Source organism: Aquimarina callyspongiae (assembly GCF_034322225.1).
Taxonomy (GTDB): domain Bacteria; phylum Bacteroidota; class Bacteroidia; order Flavobacteriales; family Flavobacteriaceae; genus Aquimarina.
In genome coordinates, this window is record NZ_JAXLPA010000003.1 from 85395 (window position 1) to 100810 (window position 15416).

General features: G+C 33.5%; 15 protein-coding genes. 4 read left to right on the forward strand and 11 right to left on the reverse strand.

The features are described 5' to 3' along the window. Nucleotides 1–3 precede the first annotated feature (3 nt). The 3 genes from U0D62_RS12710 to mraZ are packed head-to-tail and all read right to left on the reverse strand — an operon-like array spanning nucleotide 4 to nucleotide 1716. Nucleotides 4–315 (reverse strand): FtsL-like putative cell division protein, encoded by a 312-nt coding sequence (locus U0D62_RS12710; protein WP_322287679.1) that lies wholly within the window; start codon nucleotides 313–315, stop codon nucleotides 4–6. A 47-nt stretch (nucleotides 316–362) separates the two neighbouring features. After that, a complete protein-coding gene (gene rsmH, locus U0D62_RS12715; protein ID WP_322287680.1) occupies nucleotides 363–1259 on the reverse strand; it encodes a 16S rRNA (cytosine(1402)-N(4))-methyltransferase RsmH in 897 nt (298 codons plus the stop codon). Further along, complete coding sequence (mraZ, locus tag U0D62_RS12720) at nucleotides 1246–1716, reverse strand: division/cell wall cluster transcriptional repressor MraZ (protein WP_322287681.1); 471 nt, start codon at nucleotides 1714–1716, stop codon at nucleotides 1246–1248. Before mraZ ends, rsmH begins: the two co-directional genes overlap by 14 nt. 302 nt (nucleotides 1717–2018) lie before the next feature. Between mraZ and U0D62_RS12725 the strand changes: the two genes are divergently transcribed. Both U0D62_RS12725 and yihA read left to right on the forward strand, forming a co-directional pair. Further along, complete coding sequence (locus U0D62_RS12725; RefSeq protein WP_322287682.1) at nucleotides 2019–2789, forward strand: alpha/beta fold hydrolase; 771 nt, start codon at nucleotides 2019–2021, stop codon at nucleotides 2787–2789. A gap of 14 nt (nucleotides 2790–2803) precedes the next feature. After that, nucleotides 2804–3409 carry a ribosome biogenesis GTP-binding protein YihA/YsxC gene (gene yihA / locus U0D62_RS12730; RefSeq protein ID WP_322287683.1) on the forward strand — a complete coding sequence of 202 codons (606 nt, stop codon included), beginning with the start codon at nucleotides 2804–2806 and terminating at the stop codon, nucleotides 3407–3409. Here the strand turns inward: yihA and U0D62_RS12735 are convergent. The 3 genes from U0D62_RS12735 to gldB all read right to left on the reverse strand — a co-directional run bounded on the left by U0D62_RS12735 (nucleotide 3406) and on the right by gldB (nucleotide 5108). Beyond that, nucleotides 3406–3780, reverse strand: a complete 375-nt coding sequence (locus U0D62_RS12735) for a GTPase (RefSeq protein WP_322287684.1) — start codon at nucleotides 3778–3780, stop codon at nucleotides 3406–3408. The two genes, yihA and U0D62_RS12735, sit on opposite strands and share 4 nt — an antisense overlap. Before the next feature lie 66 nt (nucleotides 3781–3846). Next, on the reverse strand, nucleotides 3847–4185 hold the full coding sequence (gene gldC / locus U0D62_RS12740) for a gliding motility protein GldC (RefSeq protein WP_322287685.1): 339 nt from the start codon (nucleotides 4183–4185) through the stop codon (nucleotides 3847–3849). Next, nucleotides 4185–5108, reverse strand: a complete 924-nt coding sequence (gene gldB, locus U0D62_RS12745) for a gliding motility lipoprotein GldB (RefSeq protein ID WP_463428670.1) — start codon at nucleotides 5106–5108, stop codon at nucleotides 4185–4187. Before gldB ends, gldC begins: the two co-directional genes overlap by 1 nt. Nucleotides 5109–5320: 212 nt before the next feature. Between gldB and nadE the strand changes: the two genes are divergently transcribed. Next, the gene (gene nadE, locus U0D62_RS12750; protein ID WP_322287687.1) at nucleotides 5321–6109 is read left to right on the forward strand and encodes an NAD(+) synthase; all 789 of its coding nucleotides are present in this window, start codon (nucleotides 5321–5323) and stop codon (nucleotides 6107–6109) included. 142 nt (nucleotides 6110–6251) lie between these two features. Next, nucleotides 6252–6884, forward strand: coding sequence for a response regulator transcription factor (locus U0D62_RS12755; RefSeq protein ID WP_322287688.1), 633 nt, complete (start codon nucleotides 6252–6254; stop codon nucleotides 6882–6884). Here U0D62_RS12755 and dnaG read toward each other — a convergent pair. The 5 genes from dnaG to U0D62_RS12780 form a co-directional block, all read right to left on the reverse strand. Further along, on the reverse strand, nucleotides 6881–8845 hold the full coding sequence (dnaG, locus tag U0D62_RS12760) for a DNA primase (protein ID WP_322287689.1): 1965 nt from the start codon (nucleotides 8843–8845) through the stop codon (nucleotides 6881–6883). The two genes, U0D62_RS12755 and dnaG, sit on opposite strands and share 4 nt — an antisense overlap. A gap of 154 nt (nucleotides 8846–8999) precedes the next feature. Further along, the gene (locus tag U0D62_RS12765; RefSeq protein WP_322287690.1) at nucleotides 9000–12269 is read right to left on the reverse strand and encodes a fibronectin type III domain-containing protein; all 3270 of its coding nucleotides are present in this window, start codon (nucleotides 12267–12269) and stop codon (nucleotides 9000–9002) included. A 529-nt stretch (nucleotides 12270–12798) separates the two neighbouring features. After that, the gene (locus U0D62_RS12770) at nucleotides 12799–13869 is read right to left on the reverse strand and encodes a coiled-coil domain-containing protein (protein WP_322287691.1); all 1071 of its coding nucleotides are present in this window, start codon (nucleotides 13867–13869) and stop codon (nucleotides 12799–12801) included. Nucleotides 13870–13979: 110 nt separating this feature from the next. Beyond that, nucleotides 13980–14816 carry a ring-infected erythrocyte surface antigen domain-containing protein gene (locus U0D62_RS12775; RefSeq protein WP_322287692.1) on the reverse strand — a complete coding sequence of 279 codons (837 nt, stop codon included), beginning with the start codon at nucleotides 14814–14816 and terminating at the stop codon, nucleotides 13980–13982. Beyond that, the gene (locus U0D62_RS12780) at nucleotides 14797–15366 is read right to left on the reverse strand and encodes an RNA polymerase sigma factor (protein WP_322287693.1); all 570 of its coding nucleotides are present in this window, start codon (nucleotides 15364–15366) and stop codon (nucleotides 14797–14799) included. Before U0D62_RS12780 ends, U0D62_RS12775 begins: the two co-directional genes overlap by 20 nt. Nucleotides 15367–15416 lie beyond the last annotated feature (50 nt).

Here is a 15416-nt window from a genome sequence, read left to right on the forward strand (position 1 = left end):
CTATTAATTCTTTACTATTATCTTTTTTGGAGGCTTTGTTGGTTGTTTTATTCCTTTTTTAGTCATTTTTTCAATCACCGAAGACTCCATTTTTAATTGCATTAATTCTGTTCTACCATCTACAAATTGGGTTCTTAACTCTCTTACTTCGTTATTTAATTTTGCTATTTCATGAACTTTACTTTCGGCGTTATGAGAACTCGCTATCATAATGATCGCCAGAAAAGACAAAAACAAAAGCATTCTCCAGTTTTTCATTGCATCATCTGCAATTAGAAACTTACCTTTTAATATGTCATATATTGTCTGCTTCATTTTTCTCTTTATTGTCACTTAAAAATGACAACCATTCCTATTTATATTTAGATCTTTTCTGCGATTCTTAGTTTTGCACTTCGCGCTCTATTATTTACTGCTATTTCTTCTGCAGTTGGAACTATCAATTTTCCTACTTTCTTAAATGGCACGGAGATATTGCCATATAAATCTTTTTCTGGCTCTCCTTCAAACATTCCACTTCTAATAAACCTTTTAACTAACCTGTCCTCAAGAGAGTGATAAGAAATCAAACTGATTCTTCCTTTTTCATCTAACATTCCTGATGTTTGTAACAAAAATTCTTTCAATACTTCTATTTCCTGATTTACTTCAATCCGAATCGCTTGATAAATCTGTGCCAAAATCTTATGCTCTTTGTGCTTTGGTAAAAATGGTTTTAACACCTCTTTCAATTCCACACTAGTTTTAATAGGTTCAGGTTTTCGAGCTCCTACAATTGCTCTTGCCAGTTTTGGAGCATTTCTTAACTCTCCATATTGTAAAAACATTGTTTTTAGATCCGCTTCGTCATAATCATTAATCACATTATAGGCTGATAATGCTCCGCTTTGATTCATTCTCATATCTAAATCTGCTTCAAAACGAGTAGAGAATCCTCTTTCTGCTACATCAAACTGATGTGACGAAACTCCAAAATCTCCAAGAATACCATCAACTTTTCTAACACCATAAAATCGAAGAAACCTTTTAATGAATCTAAAGTTTTCATTAATCAGTGTAAATCGATCATCTGCAATCGCGTTATCCAAAGCATCTTGATCCTGATCAAACGCAAATAGTTTCCCATTTGGCCCTAACCTTGTAAGAATTTCCTTGGAATGACCTCCACCACCAAATGTTACATCTACATAAACCCCATCAGGTTTTATAGCCAATCCGTCAACAGTTTCTTTTAATAAAACTGGGTTATGATACTCCATCTTCGTCATCGTCAAATCCCATTACTTCTTCAGCCAGATCTCCAAAATCCACAGCTGCATCATCAATTGCTTTCTCATATTGATCTTTGTCCCAAATTTCAATAATATTAACTGCTGAAGACAGAACCAATTCTTTGGTAATACCTGCAAAGCTTATTAAGTCTTTTGGAATCAAAAGACGACCCGCAGCATCTATCTCTACTATCTTCACACCAGCAGTAAACCTTCTAATAAAATCGTTGTTCTTTTTCTTGAAGCGGTTTAGTTTATTTATTTTTTGCATTAAAAGATTCCATTCCTCCATGGGATACAACTCCAAACATGACTGAAAAACAGCTCTTTTTAACACAAACCCATCTTGAAGTACTGGCGAAAGTTGCTTTTTAAAAGCAACAGGCATCATGAGACGTCCCTTAGCGTCTGCCTTACATTCGTATGTACCTATCAGGTTTACCACTTTCTTTCCCTATGTGTTTAATTAGTCAAATATATTGAAAAAATTACCACTTTTTACCACAATCTACCACATTGTTAATAAGTTATCTTCAAAAAAGTATTTCTAAGACGAATAAAAAATTTAATTTTTTGTGTATCAAGGTGATACAACAACACCCATAAAAACTCGGTTTTAATGTATTAGAGGCATAAATAATTGATTGGGAAAAGAATTATAAAAAATCATTCAGGAGTATTGACAAAAAAACTTAAAACTAATTATGAAAATGCTATATTTGCTTTTAATTCTTGTAAGAAGTATTAATGAAGCACGAATTAAAAAAAGACGGAAAATTTAGTTATCTGGATTTAGGGGAAGGTACACCAATCATCATTTTACATGGACTGATGGGTGGTTTAAGCAATTTTAATGGTGTGAGTTCATACTTTCCTAAACACGGGTATAAAGTATTAATTCCTGAACTACCTGTTTATACGTTACCTTTAATAAAAACAAAAGTAAGTACGTACGCCAAGTACCTAAAAGATTTTATTGAACATTTAGGTTACGGAGACAAAGAAGTAATTCTTTTAGGCAATTCTCTTGGAGGTCATATAGCTCTTTTATGCACTAAAATGTTTCCTGAAAAAGTAAAAGGATTAGTTATCACCGGAAGTTCTGGATTGTACGAAAGTGCCATGGGTGAGAGCTATCCAAAAAGAGGTGATTATGATTATATTAAAGCAAAAGCTGAAAATGTATTCTACGATCCTGAAATAGCAACTAAGGAAATTGTTGATGAAGTATACGAAACAGTCAACGATCGTAATAAATTGATTAGAACTTTAGCTATTGCAAAAAGTGCAATACGTCATAACATGGCCAAAGATCTACCAAACATGAAAACACCCACCTGTATTATTTGGGGTAAAGATGACAATGTCACTCCTCCCGAAGTTGCAGATGATTTTAATAGATTGTTACCTGACTCTGATCTTTATTGGATTGACAAGTGTGGACATGCAGCTATGATGGAACACCCAGAGGAATTTAACGAATTATTGCACAACTGGTTACGACAACGTAACTTCTAACTACAATTATCATTATGAAGATTAACAACGCTGAATTTGTAATGAGTAACAGCGATGTTGCCAAATGCCCCAAAGACAGACTTCCTGAATATGCTTTTATAGGAAGATCTAACGTAGGTAAATCTTCTTTGATAAACATGCTTACCAACCGTAAAAGTCTTGCAAAAACTTCAGGAAGACCAGGTAAAACACAGTTAATCAACCATTTTATTATTAACAAAAATTGGTTTTTGGTTGATCTTCCTGGATATGGATATGCTAGGGTATCAAAATCTGCTAAAAAAGTATTTCAAAAATTTATCACATCCTACTTTTCAAAAAGAACGCAATTAGTATGTGCTTTTGTTCTGGTTGATTGCAGACATGAACCGCAAAAAATAGATCTTGAATTCATGCAGTGGCTAGGTGAACACCAAATTCCTTTTTGCATTGTTTTCACCAAAGCAGACAAACTCACAAAAAACAAACTACCTATCCAGATCAATAATTATATTGAAGAGATGTTAAAGTACTGGGAAGAAATGCCAAAATATTTCATCACCTCTTCCTCTTCTGGATTAGGGAAAGATGATGTTCTCAATTACATCAACGATATTAATAATGAATTAAAAGATTCTTAAGAAATTTTCTTCCTAAGCATTAGTATCAATTGATCTATAGAACTTAGCTCAGAAAGTTCTTTTGAAGTTACAAGAACTTCATATTCATTATTTTTCTGATGTTGTAAAATAAAAGGATACTCAAGTTCTTCTTTTTCATTAAAGTATCTAGAATATTTATTTAAATACTCATCCTTATAAATGAAAACAACATCCTGTAATGTATTTTTTCTAAAATCTTTCCAAGCTTTTTTTTCAGAAAAATTCCCATGTGTCAATCGACATAAACTACAGGAATATGTAGACGGACTTATTATCTTATGAGCTATATCTATTGATTTATTCCAGAAACCAGATTTAGCATTATACACAAAAACAAGGGTCTTTTTCAAAACTGCAATCTATATCTACAACTAAGCCAAAAAACTGTTTGTTTCTTAACTTGTTAACTATATATCTTATTCTCTTTTAAGCTCTAATTTCTCTGCAAAATAGTCACAGAAATCCTTCATCGTAGCTGTCATCTTCTCATCTTGTGTGGCACGATTAAATGTATCACTCATAGAGACAAGAGTCTGATGAAAAAATATTTTCATTTCGTCTACAGGCATATCTTTGGTCCACAAATCGATACGAAGACTTTCTTTATTTTTACTATCCCAAACAGACAACAATATGGCTTTGGTATCTTCATTCTCCACGCCACCATCTTTTGCTGTCCAATTAAGCTGTTCTGGAATACGATTTTCGTCTAATTCTATATCGATTTTAATTTCTGATTTATGCACACTCGCCATTATCTCGCAGGTTTATATTTTGATGTATTAAAAATTGTTTCGGCATCAGCCAATAATAATTGCCGCAAAGATACATTGTTATTTTTCATATAAGAAGAAACAATTCTCCATCCTATGTATTGACCTACTTTATCTGGAGCTTCTTTATCTATTTCTTCTAAGTAAAACTTAGAAAAAGGAGCCGGATATAAAAATCTAGGTAATAATTCACTGTTTGTATTATACAACAATTGTTTATCTACAAAATACCTCCATATCTGTTCTTCATTGGCCTCAACCCAAGCGTATTGATCATTTGTATACCCCATTTTTTGAGCACTAGAAAGATTAGGTAAGAAGAGGTTTTTCAAATACAGTTCTTTCCCATAATATATCATATTAGATAAAAATGTCCTATCTCTAGGTAATTCTACTAATTGTTTGGCGTAAATAGTCGCAATATCTGGCATAATCTGCTCCTTAATAAAATTACGCTTTATATATTTTTGAATTCCATCATAAAAATGATGTTCTTTCCCTAAATAGGTATCTAATGAAATTATCAATAAATTGTCAGATAAGACCACCTTATTTCTATAATCTACATCCGATGTTATTGTAATTATACGTGGCACCGTAACTTCTGGAAAGTAATAAATAATGTGCTGCAATAATTCCTGTAATTGATCTTCTTCTTTTTTTAAATCTGGAAACGCCTTTTCTACCTCTTTATTTATTTCTAATTGTATAGTATCTCTAGATTTATTGATCCAGATACTATCTGCATATCTTTGAGGAAACAAGAAAGGATAATGCTCTTTTAGCTTTGGCAAGTTCTCAGAGGTTAGGTTACCAAACAAGAAGTCAAAACGCTCTACATCTAGATTAACAGGTATTGCTGCTATTTCTTTTTCTAACTTACTCTCTCCTGCACAGGATAGCATTAAACAAAATAATGCAGTAATTTTTAAAAATTTAATACTTTTCTTTTTCAACTTATAACATCTTTTCAAAAAATTCTCATTGCTATAGAACGCAATCTTTTTTTATTAATTTTATCCCCGCAAAGATAAATAAATTAGCTGTGGGGTTTAAAATGTCTTTTTACAAAGAAAACTCTATCAAAAGCTACAACATAACTTAAAAAAAACTAGTAATGCAAACTGAAAAAGTAATTGATCATATCGTAAATTGGTTAAAAGATTATGCTACAAAAGCCAATATTGATGGTTTTGTGGTTGGAGTAAGCGGTGGAATCGATAGTGCTGTTACTTCTTCTTTATGCGCTAAAACCGGCTTAAAAACACTTTGTGTAGAAATGCCTATTCATCAAGCTCAAAGCCAGGTAACACGTGCCCAAGAACACATTGCTCAACTAAAACAACGTTTTCCAAACGTTACAGACACCAGAGTTGATCTTACTCCTGTATTTGAAGGATTCAAATCTTCTGTTCCAGGATCTACACCAAGCTCACAACTTGATTTATCGCTTGCCAATACAAGAGCTCGTTTAAGAATGACCACATTATATTACTTTGCTGGTCTGTATAAATATTTGGTAGCTGGCACGGGTAATAAGGTAGAAGATTTTGGCGTAGGCTTTTATACAAAATATGGAGATGGTGGAGTTGATTTGAGTCCGATTGCCGATTTGCTAAAAAGTCAAGTGTATGAAATAAGCAAGGCATTAATGGTACCTATCTCTATTCAAGAAGCAGCTCCTACTGATGGTCTATTTGGCGACAGCAGAAGTGACGAAGATCAAATTGGTGCTAGTTATGATGAGTTAGAATGGGCCATGAAAATGAAAGAACAAGGAAAGCTTGTTGATGATTTTGAGGGTAGACAACAGGAGGTTTTTAGGATTTTTTATAGGCTAAATACCGTAAACCAACACAAAATGACTCCAATTCCGGTATGTAATATACCCGTTAGTCTATTATAATTGACATTTTATCGATAAATTGATAAAAAAAAGTTGATGAGGATTAGTTCTTAGTAATTTTGCAGGTAAGATATCAATTACCCCTAACTTAGAGATGTTAATCTGTTAAAAATTAAACTAACAAAAACAATCGTAAACAAGAATGACAACCGTATTAATCGCTGATCATCATCCAATTACAAGGAAAGGGATCGTTTCTTTACTTCGCAACTCAGAAGACTATGAGATTGTTGGGAAGGTAAGTAACGGAAATGAGATGTATGATATTTTGAAAGCCAACACCCCAGATGTACTCATCATGGAACTAGATTTACCTCAAATCAATGGTATAATGGCATTAAGGACAATTAAGAAAGAATTTACCGGGATTAAAGTTATTATTTTTAGCTCTCATCCTGAAGAAATGTATGCGCTAAGTGCTATTAAAGCTGGTGCTTCTGCTTATTTGTCCAAGACAGTCCCCACAAAGACCCTTAGAAAAGCTATCGAGCGTGTTGCTCGAGGTGGTATTTATCTTAACGACAATTTGACTCAACAGCTAGCCAATGGTAATGCCAGTGAGAACAATATGGTCGTAAAATATAAGAAACTATCTTCTCGTGAGATAGAAGTACTTAATCTTCTATCTTCTGGTAAGAGAAATAAAGATATTGCCAGCACTCTATCTATTAATGAAAAAACTGTAAGCACCTACAAAACCAGGCTATTAAAGAAGCTTAAAGTAGACAATCTTGCAGATTTGATTCATCAATCTAGATTGCTACATATTAGCTAAACCACGCGGTTTAGTTTTTGATAAAGTAATTTTTTTAGAGTTTGATAATCTCGAATATCCTCTAGAACATGCATCGTATTTTCAATATCTTGGGCTTTCACTTCTTGTGAAAGCTCATTTATTTTTTGATCTATTAAAAATCCTCTTAAGCTTAATATGATGTTACTTACATGCTCTGGTATTGAATCTGTTTTCTGTTTTACGTGAATTTCCTGATCTGACCACCTATGTAGTTCATAACGCTCTTCTGTCATGATAATTTCTGTGATCTCTGAGGCTATTTCTGGAGGGATCTTATTAATAAAGCTTTCAATTTTAAAATCAGAAGCTTGGTTTAACTCTTCAATTAATATCGTATAAACATCTTTAAAAACCTGATTGGTAAATTCAATTTCATCATCCTGTAAATCCAAAAAAATTTTCTCAAAAACTTTTATTTTATGTATTTCTGGTTCTAAAATAAGCTCTCCATCTTCATTCTCTTTCATTATTAAATCTTCAAACTCTTCTTCTCTAACCCCATACACCAATAAAACTTTTATTATATAACGTTCTAATACATACTGCCTGTTTACTTTTGGTGATTTTTTTGTTTCGCCCTTTACAACTTCCAGTGATTTTTTGTTTTGTTCCTTCTGTTGTTTACGTTGATCTTTATTATCTACATTTCGTATTTGTGCCAAAGTATTAAATAATACATCTTCTGAGATATCCATAATACGAGAGCATTCTTGCACATAGATCTCACGTTTGATAACATCAGGAATCTTAGAGATACTGGTCACCATATCTCTTACTAATTCTGCTTTTTTTACAGGGTCATTTTTAGACTCCTTTTGAAGAAGAGATGCTTTGAAACTAATAAAATCCTGAGAATTCTCTTGAAGGTATAAAGTAAGTTCTTCAAAAGTGTTTTGTTTTGCAAAACTATCAGGGTCTTCTCCATCCGGAAATCCACATACTTTAACATTCATTCCTTGCTCGAGTATAAGATCTATCCCTCTAATAGAAGCTCTCATACCAGCGGCATCACCGTCAAATAGTACTGTAATATTTTTAGTCAACCTACTAATAAGCCTAATTTGATCTGAAGTCAATGCCGTTCCTGAAGAAGAAACAACATTTTTAACACCGGTTTGATAAAATTGTATAACATCTGTATACCCTTCTACCAAATAACAATTATCCTCTTTGGCTATCGATTGTTTAGCATGATAGATACCATATAAAACCTTACTTTTATGATAAATATCACTTTCTGGAGAATTAAGATATTTAGCAGCTTTTTTTTCATTAGTTAAAATCCTTCCTCCAAATCCAAGAACTCTTCCAGACATTGATTGAATAGGAAACATAACTCGACCTTTAAAACGATCAAATTGTTTCTCTTCTTTAACTATAGTAAGACCCGTTTTTTCAAGATACTGTAATTGGTATCCTTTTTTAATAGCCTCATTGGTTAGAGCATCCCATACATCTGGTGAGTAGCCTAAACTGAATTTTTTTATAGTTTCGTCAGTAAAGCCTCTTTCTTTAAAATATGTAAGTCCAATAGCTTTGCCTCTCTCTGTTTTAAGAAGAGAGTTTTGAAAAAATGTACTTGCAAATTCACTAACCAAATACATACTTTCCCGCTCATCAGCTTGTTGTTTTTGCTCATCTGTACGCTCTGTCTCCTCTATTTCAATATTATATTTTTTGGCAAGATATTTAATCGCTTCCGGATACGTAAAGTGTTCATGTTCCATCAAAAAGGCAACAACATTTCCTCCTTTTCCGCTAGAAAAATCTTTCCAGATTTGTTTTACCGGAGAAACCATAAAAGATGGAGTCCGTTCGTCACTAAAAGGACTTAACCCCTTAAAGTTACTTCCTGCTTTTTTTAATTGCACAAAATCTCCTATTACTTCCTCTAATCGAGCAGTTTCAAAAACAGCATCTATGGTAGATTTATGAATCATTTTGGTATTCCTAAGTACTTTTTCAACAAAAATAATATAATTACTGAGACACCATCCAGAACCTTTTAAAATAAAGAAACCTGGTGAGTTAATTAACTCACCAGGTTTGTATCAGCATTATTTGATTATAAGCTATTTCAAAACATGCTTATCACTATTTTTTAACAAAACTTTTAGTTACAATAAGTTCTTCTGCCGTAAATCTTACAAAATACTGTCCTGCAGATAAGTCACTAACATTGATTTGTTGTTTTGTTCCTTGATTATCAATTGTACGAACTAATTGACCGTACATAGAGAAAATTTCTACACTTTGAATAGTTTTATCGCCTACAGATACGTTTAGAATTTCACCAGTTGGTATTGGATATAATTTAAACACATCACTATTTGCATCACTTAATTCATAAGTATCTAATCTAGCTTCAGAACCTCCTACACAGAAATCTGTAGCTTCTGAAGATGAGAATTCTCCACCCGAAACGATAGTTCCGTTAGCACTTGACAATGTATAAGAACCATTACCAAATCCACAGCAAATTCCATCTCCAAATGAATCTGAAATAGTAAATGTATATGACCCTGCAGCTAATCCATTTATATTTTCTGTAACCGTAGATCCATCTGGATTTGCACTAGAATAACTCTCTGAAGCAACAGTTGTTCCACCTCCATCTACTAATGTCCAAGAAGTTTCTTCTGGATAGTTATCCAAAGTAATACTAAGTGTAAGGTCTGAAGCAGCACAGTTACCACCAGTACCTCCATCTGCAGAAACTTGCACATCGTCAATAGCAGCATCTGCTCTCCAGGTACCACCAGTAAGTCTATTAAATCTTAACTGTAATCCAGATCCTAAATATGCCGCAAGATCAATACTTGCTGTTTGCCAAGAATTACCCTGGTTACCACTTCTACTCCATATGCTAGTCCAAGTAGCACCTTCATCATTACTAGCTTCTAAATCTAAAGAACCAAAGTTATTAGCTCCGAACATATGGAATTGGAATGTAATTACTGCTGAAGTAGCATCATTAAGATCAAAACAAGGAGAATTCAAAATCGCTCTTTTATTAGGATATCCTGTTCCATTTCCTGACGCTTCTACATACATATAAAAGCTACCATCAGCACCACTCGAAGGTCCTGTATTTCTTGATGGAGTTCCGTTTGAATCTCTAGTCCAATCAAGATCATCATTAGCATCTTGAGTCCAGGCTCCTAACCCACTTTCAAAGCTTTCGCTGTAAGGAGCTGTTAAACCATCTAAACATCCTGGACCTGTAGTACTTTCTAATGTTGTAACATCTATACTATTACTAGCTGCAGATACATTTCCTGCGGCGTCTTTTGCCGTTACAGAGAATGTGTATGTTGTCAACTGAGTTAATCCGGTAATGGTTGCCATCGTTTCTGTAACTGTAGCAACAACGACACCATCTTGAGACACATCATATTCTGTAACACCTACATTATCAGTAGAAGCATCCCAGTTTAATGTGGTTTGCTTGTCTGTTGTTCCAGAAGCAGCTAAGTTAGCTGGTGCAGTTGGAGCTTGTGTATCAGGAGCCAAAGTAGTAACAGTAATTGTTGCACTTGCTGCAGATTCATTACCAGCAGCATCTTTTGCTCTTACAAAGAAATCATATGATGTATTAGCAGTAAGTCCTGTTACATCAAACGTAGTTGCTGTAGCTGTACCAACTACTGCTCCATCCTGATAAACATCATAACCAGTTACTCCAACATTATCTGTAGAAGCATCCCAAGTAAGGGTTGTAGAATTCTCTGTAGTCGAAGAAGCTGCAAGATTTGCAGGTGTAGTAGGAGCTTCTGTATCCGGAACAGCACTTCCTAGTTTAAAAGCTACAACATGACTTCTTCTTACATTAGGAGAAGGCCCTTTCATATATTCACTAATATGCCAGAAAGTTAAATCATCAAGAGGATCAATAGTCATCTGACCATAATCTCCATAACGACCATCTCCTCTATTATTTTGGGAATCACCATCTGCAGAAACTTCTTCTGCTAATGTCATTGTTCCTAATGGATCAGTAGACAACCTTCCTGTATATCTTAAGGAAGTAAATACACTAGTACTAACTACTGTATAGGCCAATCCAATATTACCTTGTGAATCTTGTGCTATACTACCACAAAAAGCACTTAGCCCATCTGGTTGTACATATGTACCTTCTTGATGAATTGTCCAAGGTTGTCCATCACTAGTTTGTCTTAATTCATACCAACGAATACCAGCTAAACTATCAGTACCATCAAGATCAACCACAAAATTTAATACAATTGAATTATGTGTTCCAAAACGTCTATAGTTTGTCATATACATCATTGTTGCTTGTAATGCATCTATATCCGGTCCATTTCCTGGTTCATCAAGGTTTTGAAAAGATCCGCCATCAAATACACTATCAAATGGCGTAGTAACTACTTCTTGAGGTTGCGAAATAGTGGAGTTTGCCGGAGTTACCCAATCTACATCTGTCGTCCATACTTTAATATGATCTTGAGATACTCCTGACCAGCTATCATCTTGTAGGTATAATATAGAATGTCCTACTCCAACCGGCGGTAAATTTGGCCCAGTAGAGTGTGATCCACCTGGACTGTAAAATCCGTTAGTTGATGCTCCTGGCAAAGGGAATCCTATTAATTGTGCATTTGCATCTCCTATTAGCATCTTATCTCTTTCTACAGCAAATACTACATCATTACTAGTTGGATTGTTTTGATCTTTGTTTGCAGTAATATAGTATCCATCGCTCCAAATAGAAAGTTTTTCATAATCCGGGAAAGAACCCGTATTAAATCGATATGTAAACCATCCATCATTTACAGGATCGGGTCCCTGACCGACAGCTATTAAAAATCCATTAGGAGTATTACTAAACTCCATAATAATGAATCTGTCTGCATAGTTATCGTATACTACTACAGGATCTCCAAGCGTTTCACCTGGAAAAATGGTTCCTAACGATGCTTCAGGAAGTAATACATTACCGGATCTATCAAGAATACCAAATCCAGAGTTAAATGCATATACATAATGATTAGGCCCAATTGCACCTGTAGCATCATTCAGCACTGTACCTATGTGTGCATCAAAAGAAGCTGTTGGCGCTATTGCAGCTCTTTGATTAACACTCTTCTGCTGAGTCATTAATGGATCTCCATTTAAAGGAAGTCCTTTTCCGGGAACTACAGTATTAGTTCCTCTTCTTTTCGGTGGGGCTACGTGCTCTAAACCTTTTGCTGAGATAATGTTATCCATTTTTGATAACGCAGGTATCACTCTCATGTACTCTGCTTTACCTATTGTGCTAGGTTTTTTTGCTCCTTGCTGAGCGAGCAAGCCGAAACTGCAAAACATAAAGAGTGCAGCATAAAAAAAATTTGTTTTCATATGTGTGAAATTTGGTTAATTGTGTGTGCGCTTTTAGACCAATTTTCAGCATAAGTAACTCTTGGATTCGTGTTTGGAGGCAAAAACACGTACCCTCATTTTAATTAAATTCCAGAAAGAATTATTTCGACTTTTGACGATTTAAATATAGAGCATTTCAATAAGAATCAAAAAAATAAGATGTCATAAAATACTTACAATCAATCAATTACGTTTATACCGTAACTATTATAGGGAATCAACTTTGTATTTTTTGATTTAACAATAGGTGAGTTTTTGTACATTATTTAACATTAATTTGAATTCCTATTTAGCATAGTACTTTAATGGGGTACTCATTATAGCGTTAAATTTCAAAACATAAGTTGTATACTGACTTAAAAAACAAAAAGAGGAGTGACGGATATGTATCACTCCTCTTTCACCAAAAAACTGGTTAAACACTTAATTATTAAATTGAGAACAATTTTATTAGATATTATTGTTTTTTCTAAAAAAACATCAATATTTTAACATTTTATTTGCAATTTTAAAGATCAAAACGCAACCCTAAAGACACATTGTTTTGATCAATTGTTGCATTTCTGAAAATTGGAGAAAGATCATATTTAGCATATAAGGACATATCTCCAAACCCTATATATGTACTCAAACCATAAATCAAATCACTAGTATTATAATCTCGTTTGATTTTATCTTTAACACGATTTCCGTTTTCTCTGTATTTAAGTTTTTGGCGAGTACTAATATTTGCTCCAGCATATCCTCCTATACCTATTCTAAATTGACGGTGTGTAGAGTATCTTATTTTATCTTCAGATTCTCTAACCTTGGAAGGGCCAAATTCTAAATGAACTGGAACCACCAGGTTATCCATTCTAAATTTTGATTTACTCAAATCTAAAGGAAATGTTTGTAATTCAGTTTGATTTCCATTTTCTACAAAATACCTATTATCTGTAGGTTTTAAGCCATTAAACTGGAAAGAAATCCCATATTTTATTCTTAAAAAGTTTGAGTTATTAAATACTCGCGTCCTCCAAGCGCATCCTATTTCAAAAAATCTACTCCCTCCTATCTTATAATCAGAATCATCCAAAGACTGCCCTTCTACTATTGCATTATTTAATCCAAATGCAATTACAAAATCAGAATAGGTACGCTTATCATACTTTACCTTTTTCTCGCCACCAGAGTTGATTTTAAATCCAAAAATCATATCTGTATCATCTTTATCTTTTTGATCAAAACCAAACGTTACCCTATTATTATCGGTACCCAAAGTTTCTGTTCCATTACGTTTTAAAAGAGCAATTCTATTATCAATAATTGCCAAGGCATTCTCTATATTTAAAGCATGTTTTTGTGCAGCTTCTTCTTTTAATCTTTGTGCCTGCTCTCTAGTGATTTCATTGTTCGCCAATTTTTCATTAATCACTTCTACCTCTTGCTTTAATGCAGCCTTTTCTACATTAACTATTCTCTCTTTTTCTTGTACTAGAAGTTCAATTTTATCTTCGTTCTCACCTTCCTGAGCTTGTAAAATTTGCGCACAAAGTGCCAGGGCCAACAATGTGGCTAATGTAATAATAGTCTTCATTTATATTTGATTTTCGTTTTCTGCATTACCCTCCATTAAAGGAGGGAATGCAGATTTGATTGATGAATGATTTATTTTTATTCTATAAGATATCTTAAGTAAAAATATCTTTATTGATTTCTCTCTGCTACAGCTGTTCTAACTTTTTGGAAACCTGTCTTAAGCGCTTCAAAGACACGATTCTTAAATGTTTCATCCAGTTCTTCTTCAACGTCTTGAAGTAGAGCAGATGCACTAACCGTATTAGATTTTAATATTTTTTTTGTTGTAATTTCTCGTTGAGCATCAAGTAACATTCTATTAATTTCTTCATCGGTTACTTCTATATTATTTTTTTGTAACTCTTCTACCTGCGCTACTACGTTAGCAACCTTATCTTCTATCATTTTTGCATCAATAAGATTTTTTTCTGGTTCTTGGTTTGCATTTATGCTGGCTTCTTTAGTACTCTCCGCAATTATTGTTTCTTTTTCTTCAACTACTTTACTAGTATTTGATTTTTTACTATCTGAATTATTCTTTTTAATTCTGGTTGTGTTGTTTTCAGAAATCTGATTTACCGGATTATTCTTAATTTCATTCTTTGTAATCAATTCTTCATTAAATAAGCTTTCTTGTTTTGCTTCTTTATTTTTCTGATTCCTATTTTCTGATTCTACTATATCTGTATTGTTAACCTTTTCTTTATGTTCTCTATCATTAACATCAACAAATTGTTTATTTTCTTCTACTGGAGTTTGGTTATCATTAAAAAATATTGAGGTTATTATTAAAATCCCAACGATGCTTGCCGCTACTGCATATCTCCAAAATTTTCTATCTCCTTTTTTTTGATTTTGATGTTCATCTAATTGAGAAGATAATCTCTCCCAACTATCTTTAGAAGGTTGTATAGCGCGTTGCTCTAGCTTTTCCTTCATCTTATCTTCAAATTTCAATGGCGCCATTACTTATTTTATTTTGTTGGTTCAACTTTTGCTGTAGCATTTTTCTCGCTTTAAATAATTGCGTTTTTGAGGTGCTCTCAGAAATCCCCAACATTTTAGCTATCTCGATATGTTTGTACCCTTCTACAGCATACAGCACAAACACCATTCTATATCCTTCTGGCAGGCTATCTATTAATTCCTGAATTTGCTCTACTTCTAATTCTGTATTTATATTATTCCAGGATTCTTCTTTATAACTTGATATTTCTTCGGTAAAGAAAATTTGTTTTTCTTTTCTTAAAAAAGAAATTGATTCATTCACCATAATTCTACGTATCCAGCCTTCAAAACTACCTTGAAACTTAAAGCTCTTTAAGTTTATAAAAACTTTTAAAAATCCGCCAAGCATTACTTCTTCTGCAAAGTGTATATCTCGAACATATCTTCTGCAAACGCTAAGCATTTTAGGAGCATATTGCTCGTACAGTTGATGCTGCGCATCACGATGCTGCTTTATCGCTTTTTGGATAAGTTGTTTTTCGCTTTTATAAAACTGAATAACTTTCAAAGTAATAAAATCAATTAATTAGATCTTCTATTTATATAGACGACAGAAAA

What these genes read in the sequence shown, in the direction of transcription:
- U0D62_RS12710 (WP_322287679.1), bottom strand. Translation starts at nt 315, where the DNA reads ATGAAGCAGACAATATATGACATATTAAAAGGTAAGTTTCTAATTGCA.
- U0D62_RS12775 (WP_322287692.1), bottom strand. Translation starts at nt 14,816, where the DNA reads ATGGCGCCATTGAAATTTGAAGATAAGATGAAGGAAAAGCTAGAGCAA.
- U0D62_RS12765 (WP_322287690.1), bottom strand. Translation starts at nt 12,269, where the DNA reads ATGAAAACAAATTTTTTTTATGCTGCACTCTTTATGTTTTGCAGTTTC.
- U0D62_RS12770 (WP_322287691.1), bottom strand. Translation starts at nt 13,869, where the DNA reads ATGAAGACTATTATTACATTAGCCACATTGTTGGCCCTGGCACTTTGT.
- gldC (WP_322287685.1), bottom strand. Translation starts at nt 4,185, where the DNA reads ATGGCGAGTGTGCATAAATCAGAAATTAAAATCGATATAGAATTAGAC.
- nadE (WP_322287687.1), top strand. Translation starts at nt 5,321, where the DNA reads ATGCAAACTGAAAAAGTAATTGATCATATCGTAAATTGGTTAAAAGAT.
- rsmH (WP_322287680.1), bottom strand. Translation starts at nt 1,259, where the DNA reads ATGGAGTATCATAACCCAGTTTTATTAAAAGAAACTGTTGACGGATTG.
- yihA (WP_322287683.1), top strand. Translation starts at nt 2,804, where the DNA reads ATGAAGATTAACAACGCTGAATTTGTAATGAGTAACAGCGATGTTGCC.
- U0D62_RS12755 (WP_322287688.1), top strand. Translation starts at nt 6,252, where the DNA reads ATGACAACCGTATTAATCGCTGATCATCATCCAATTACAAGGAAAGGG.
- gldB (WP_463428670.1), bottom strand. Translation starts at nt 5,108, where the DNA reads ATGCTATCCTGTGCAGGAGAGAGTAAGTTAGAAAAAGAAATAGCAGCA.
- U0D62_RS12725 (WP_322287682.1), top strand. Translation starts at nt 2,019, where the DNA reads ATGAAGCACGAATTAAAAAAAGACGGAAAATTTAGTTATCTGGATTTA.
- dnaG (WP_322287689.1), bottom strand. Translation starts at nt 8,845, where the DNA reads ATGATTCATAAATCTACCATAGATGCTGTTTTTGAAACTGCTCGATTA.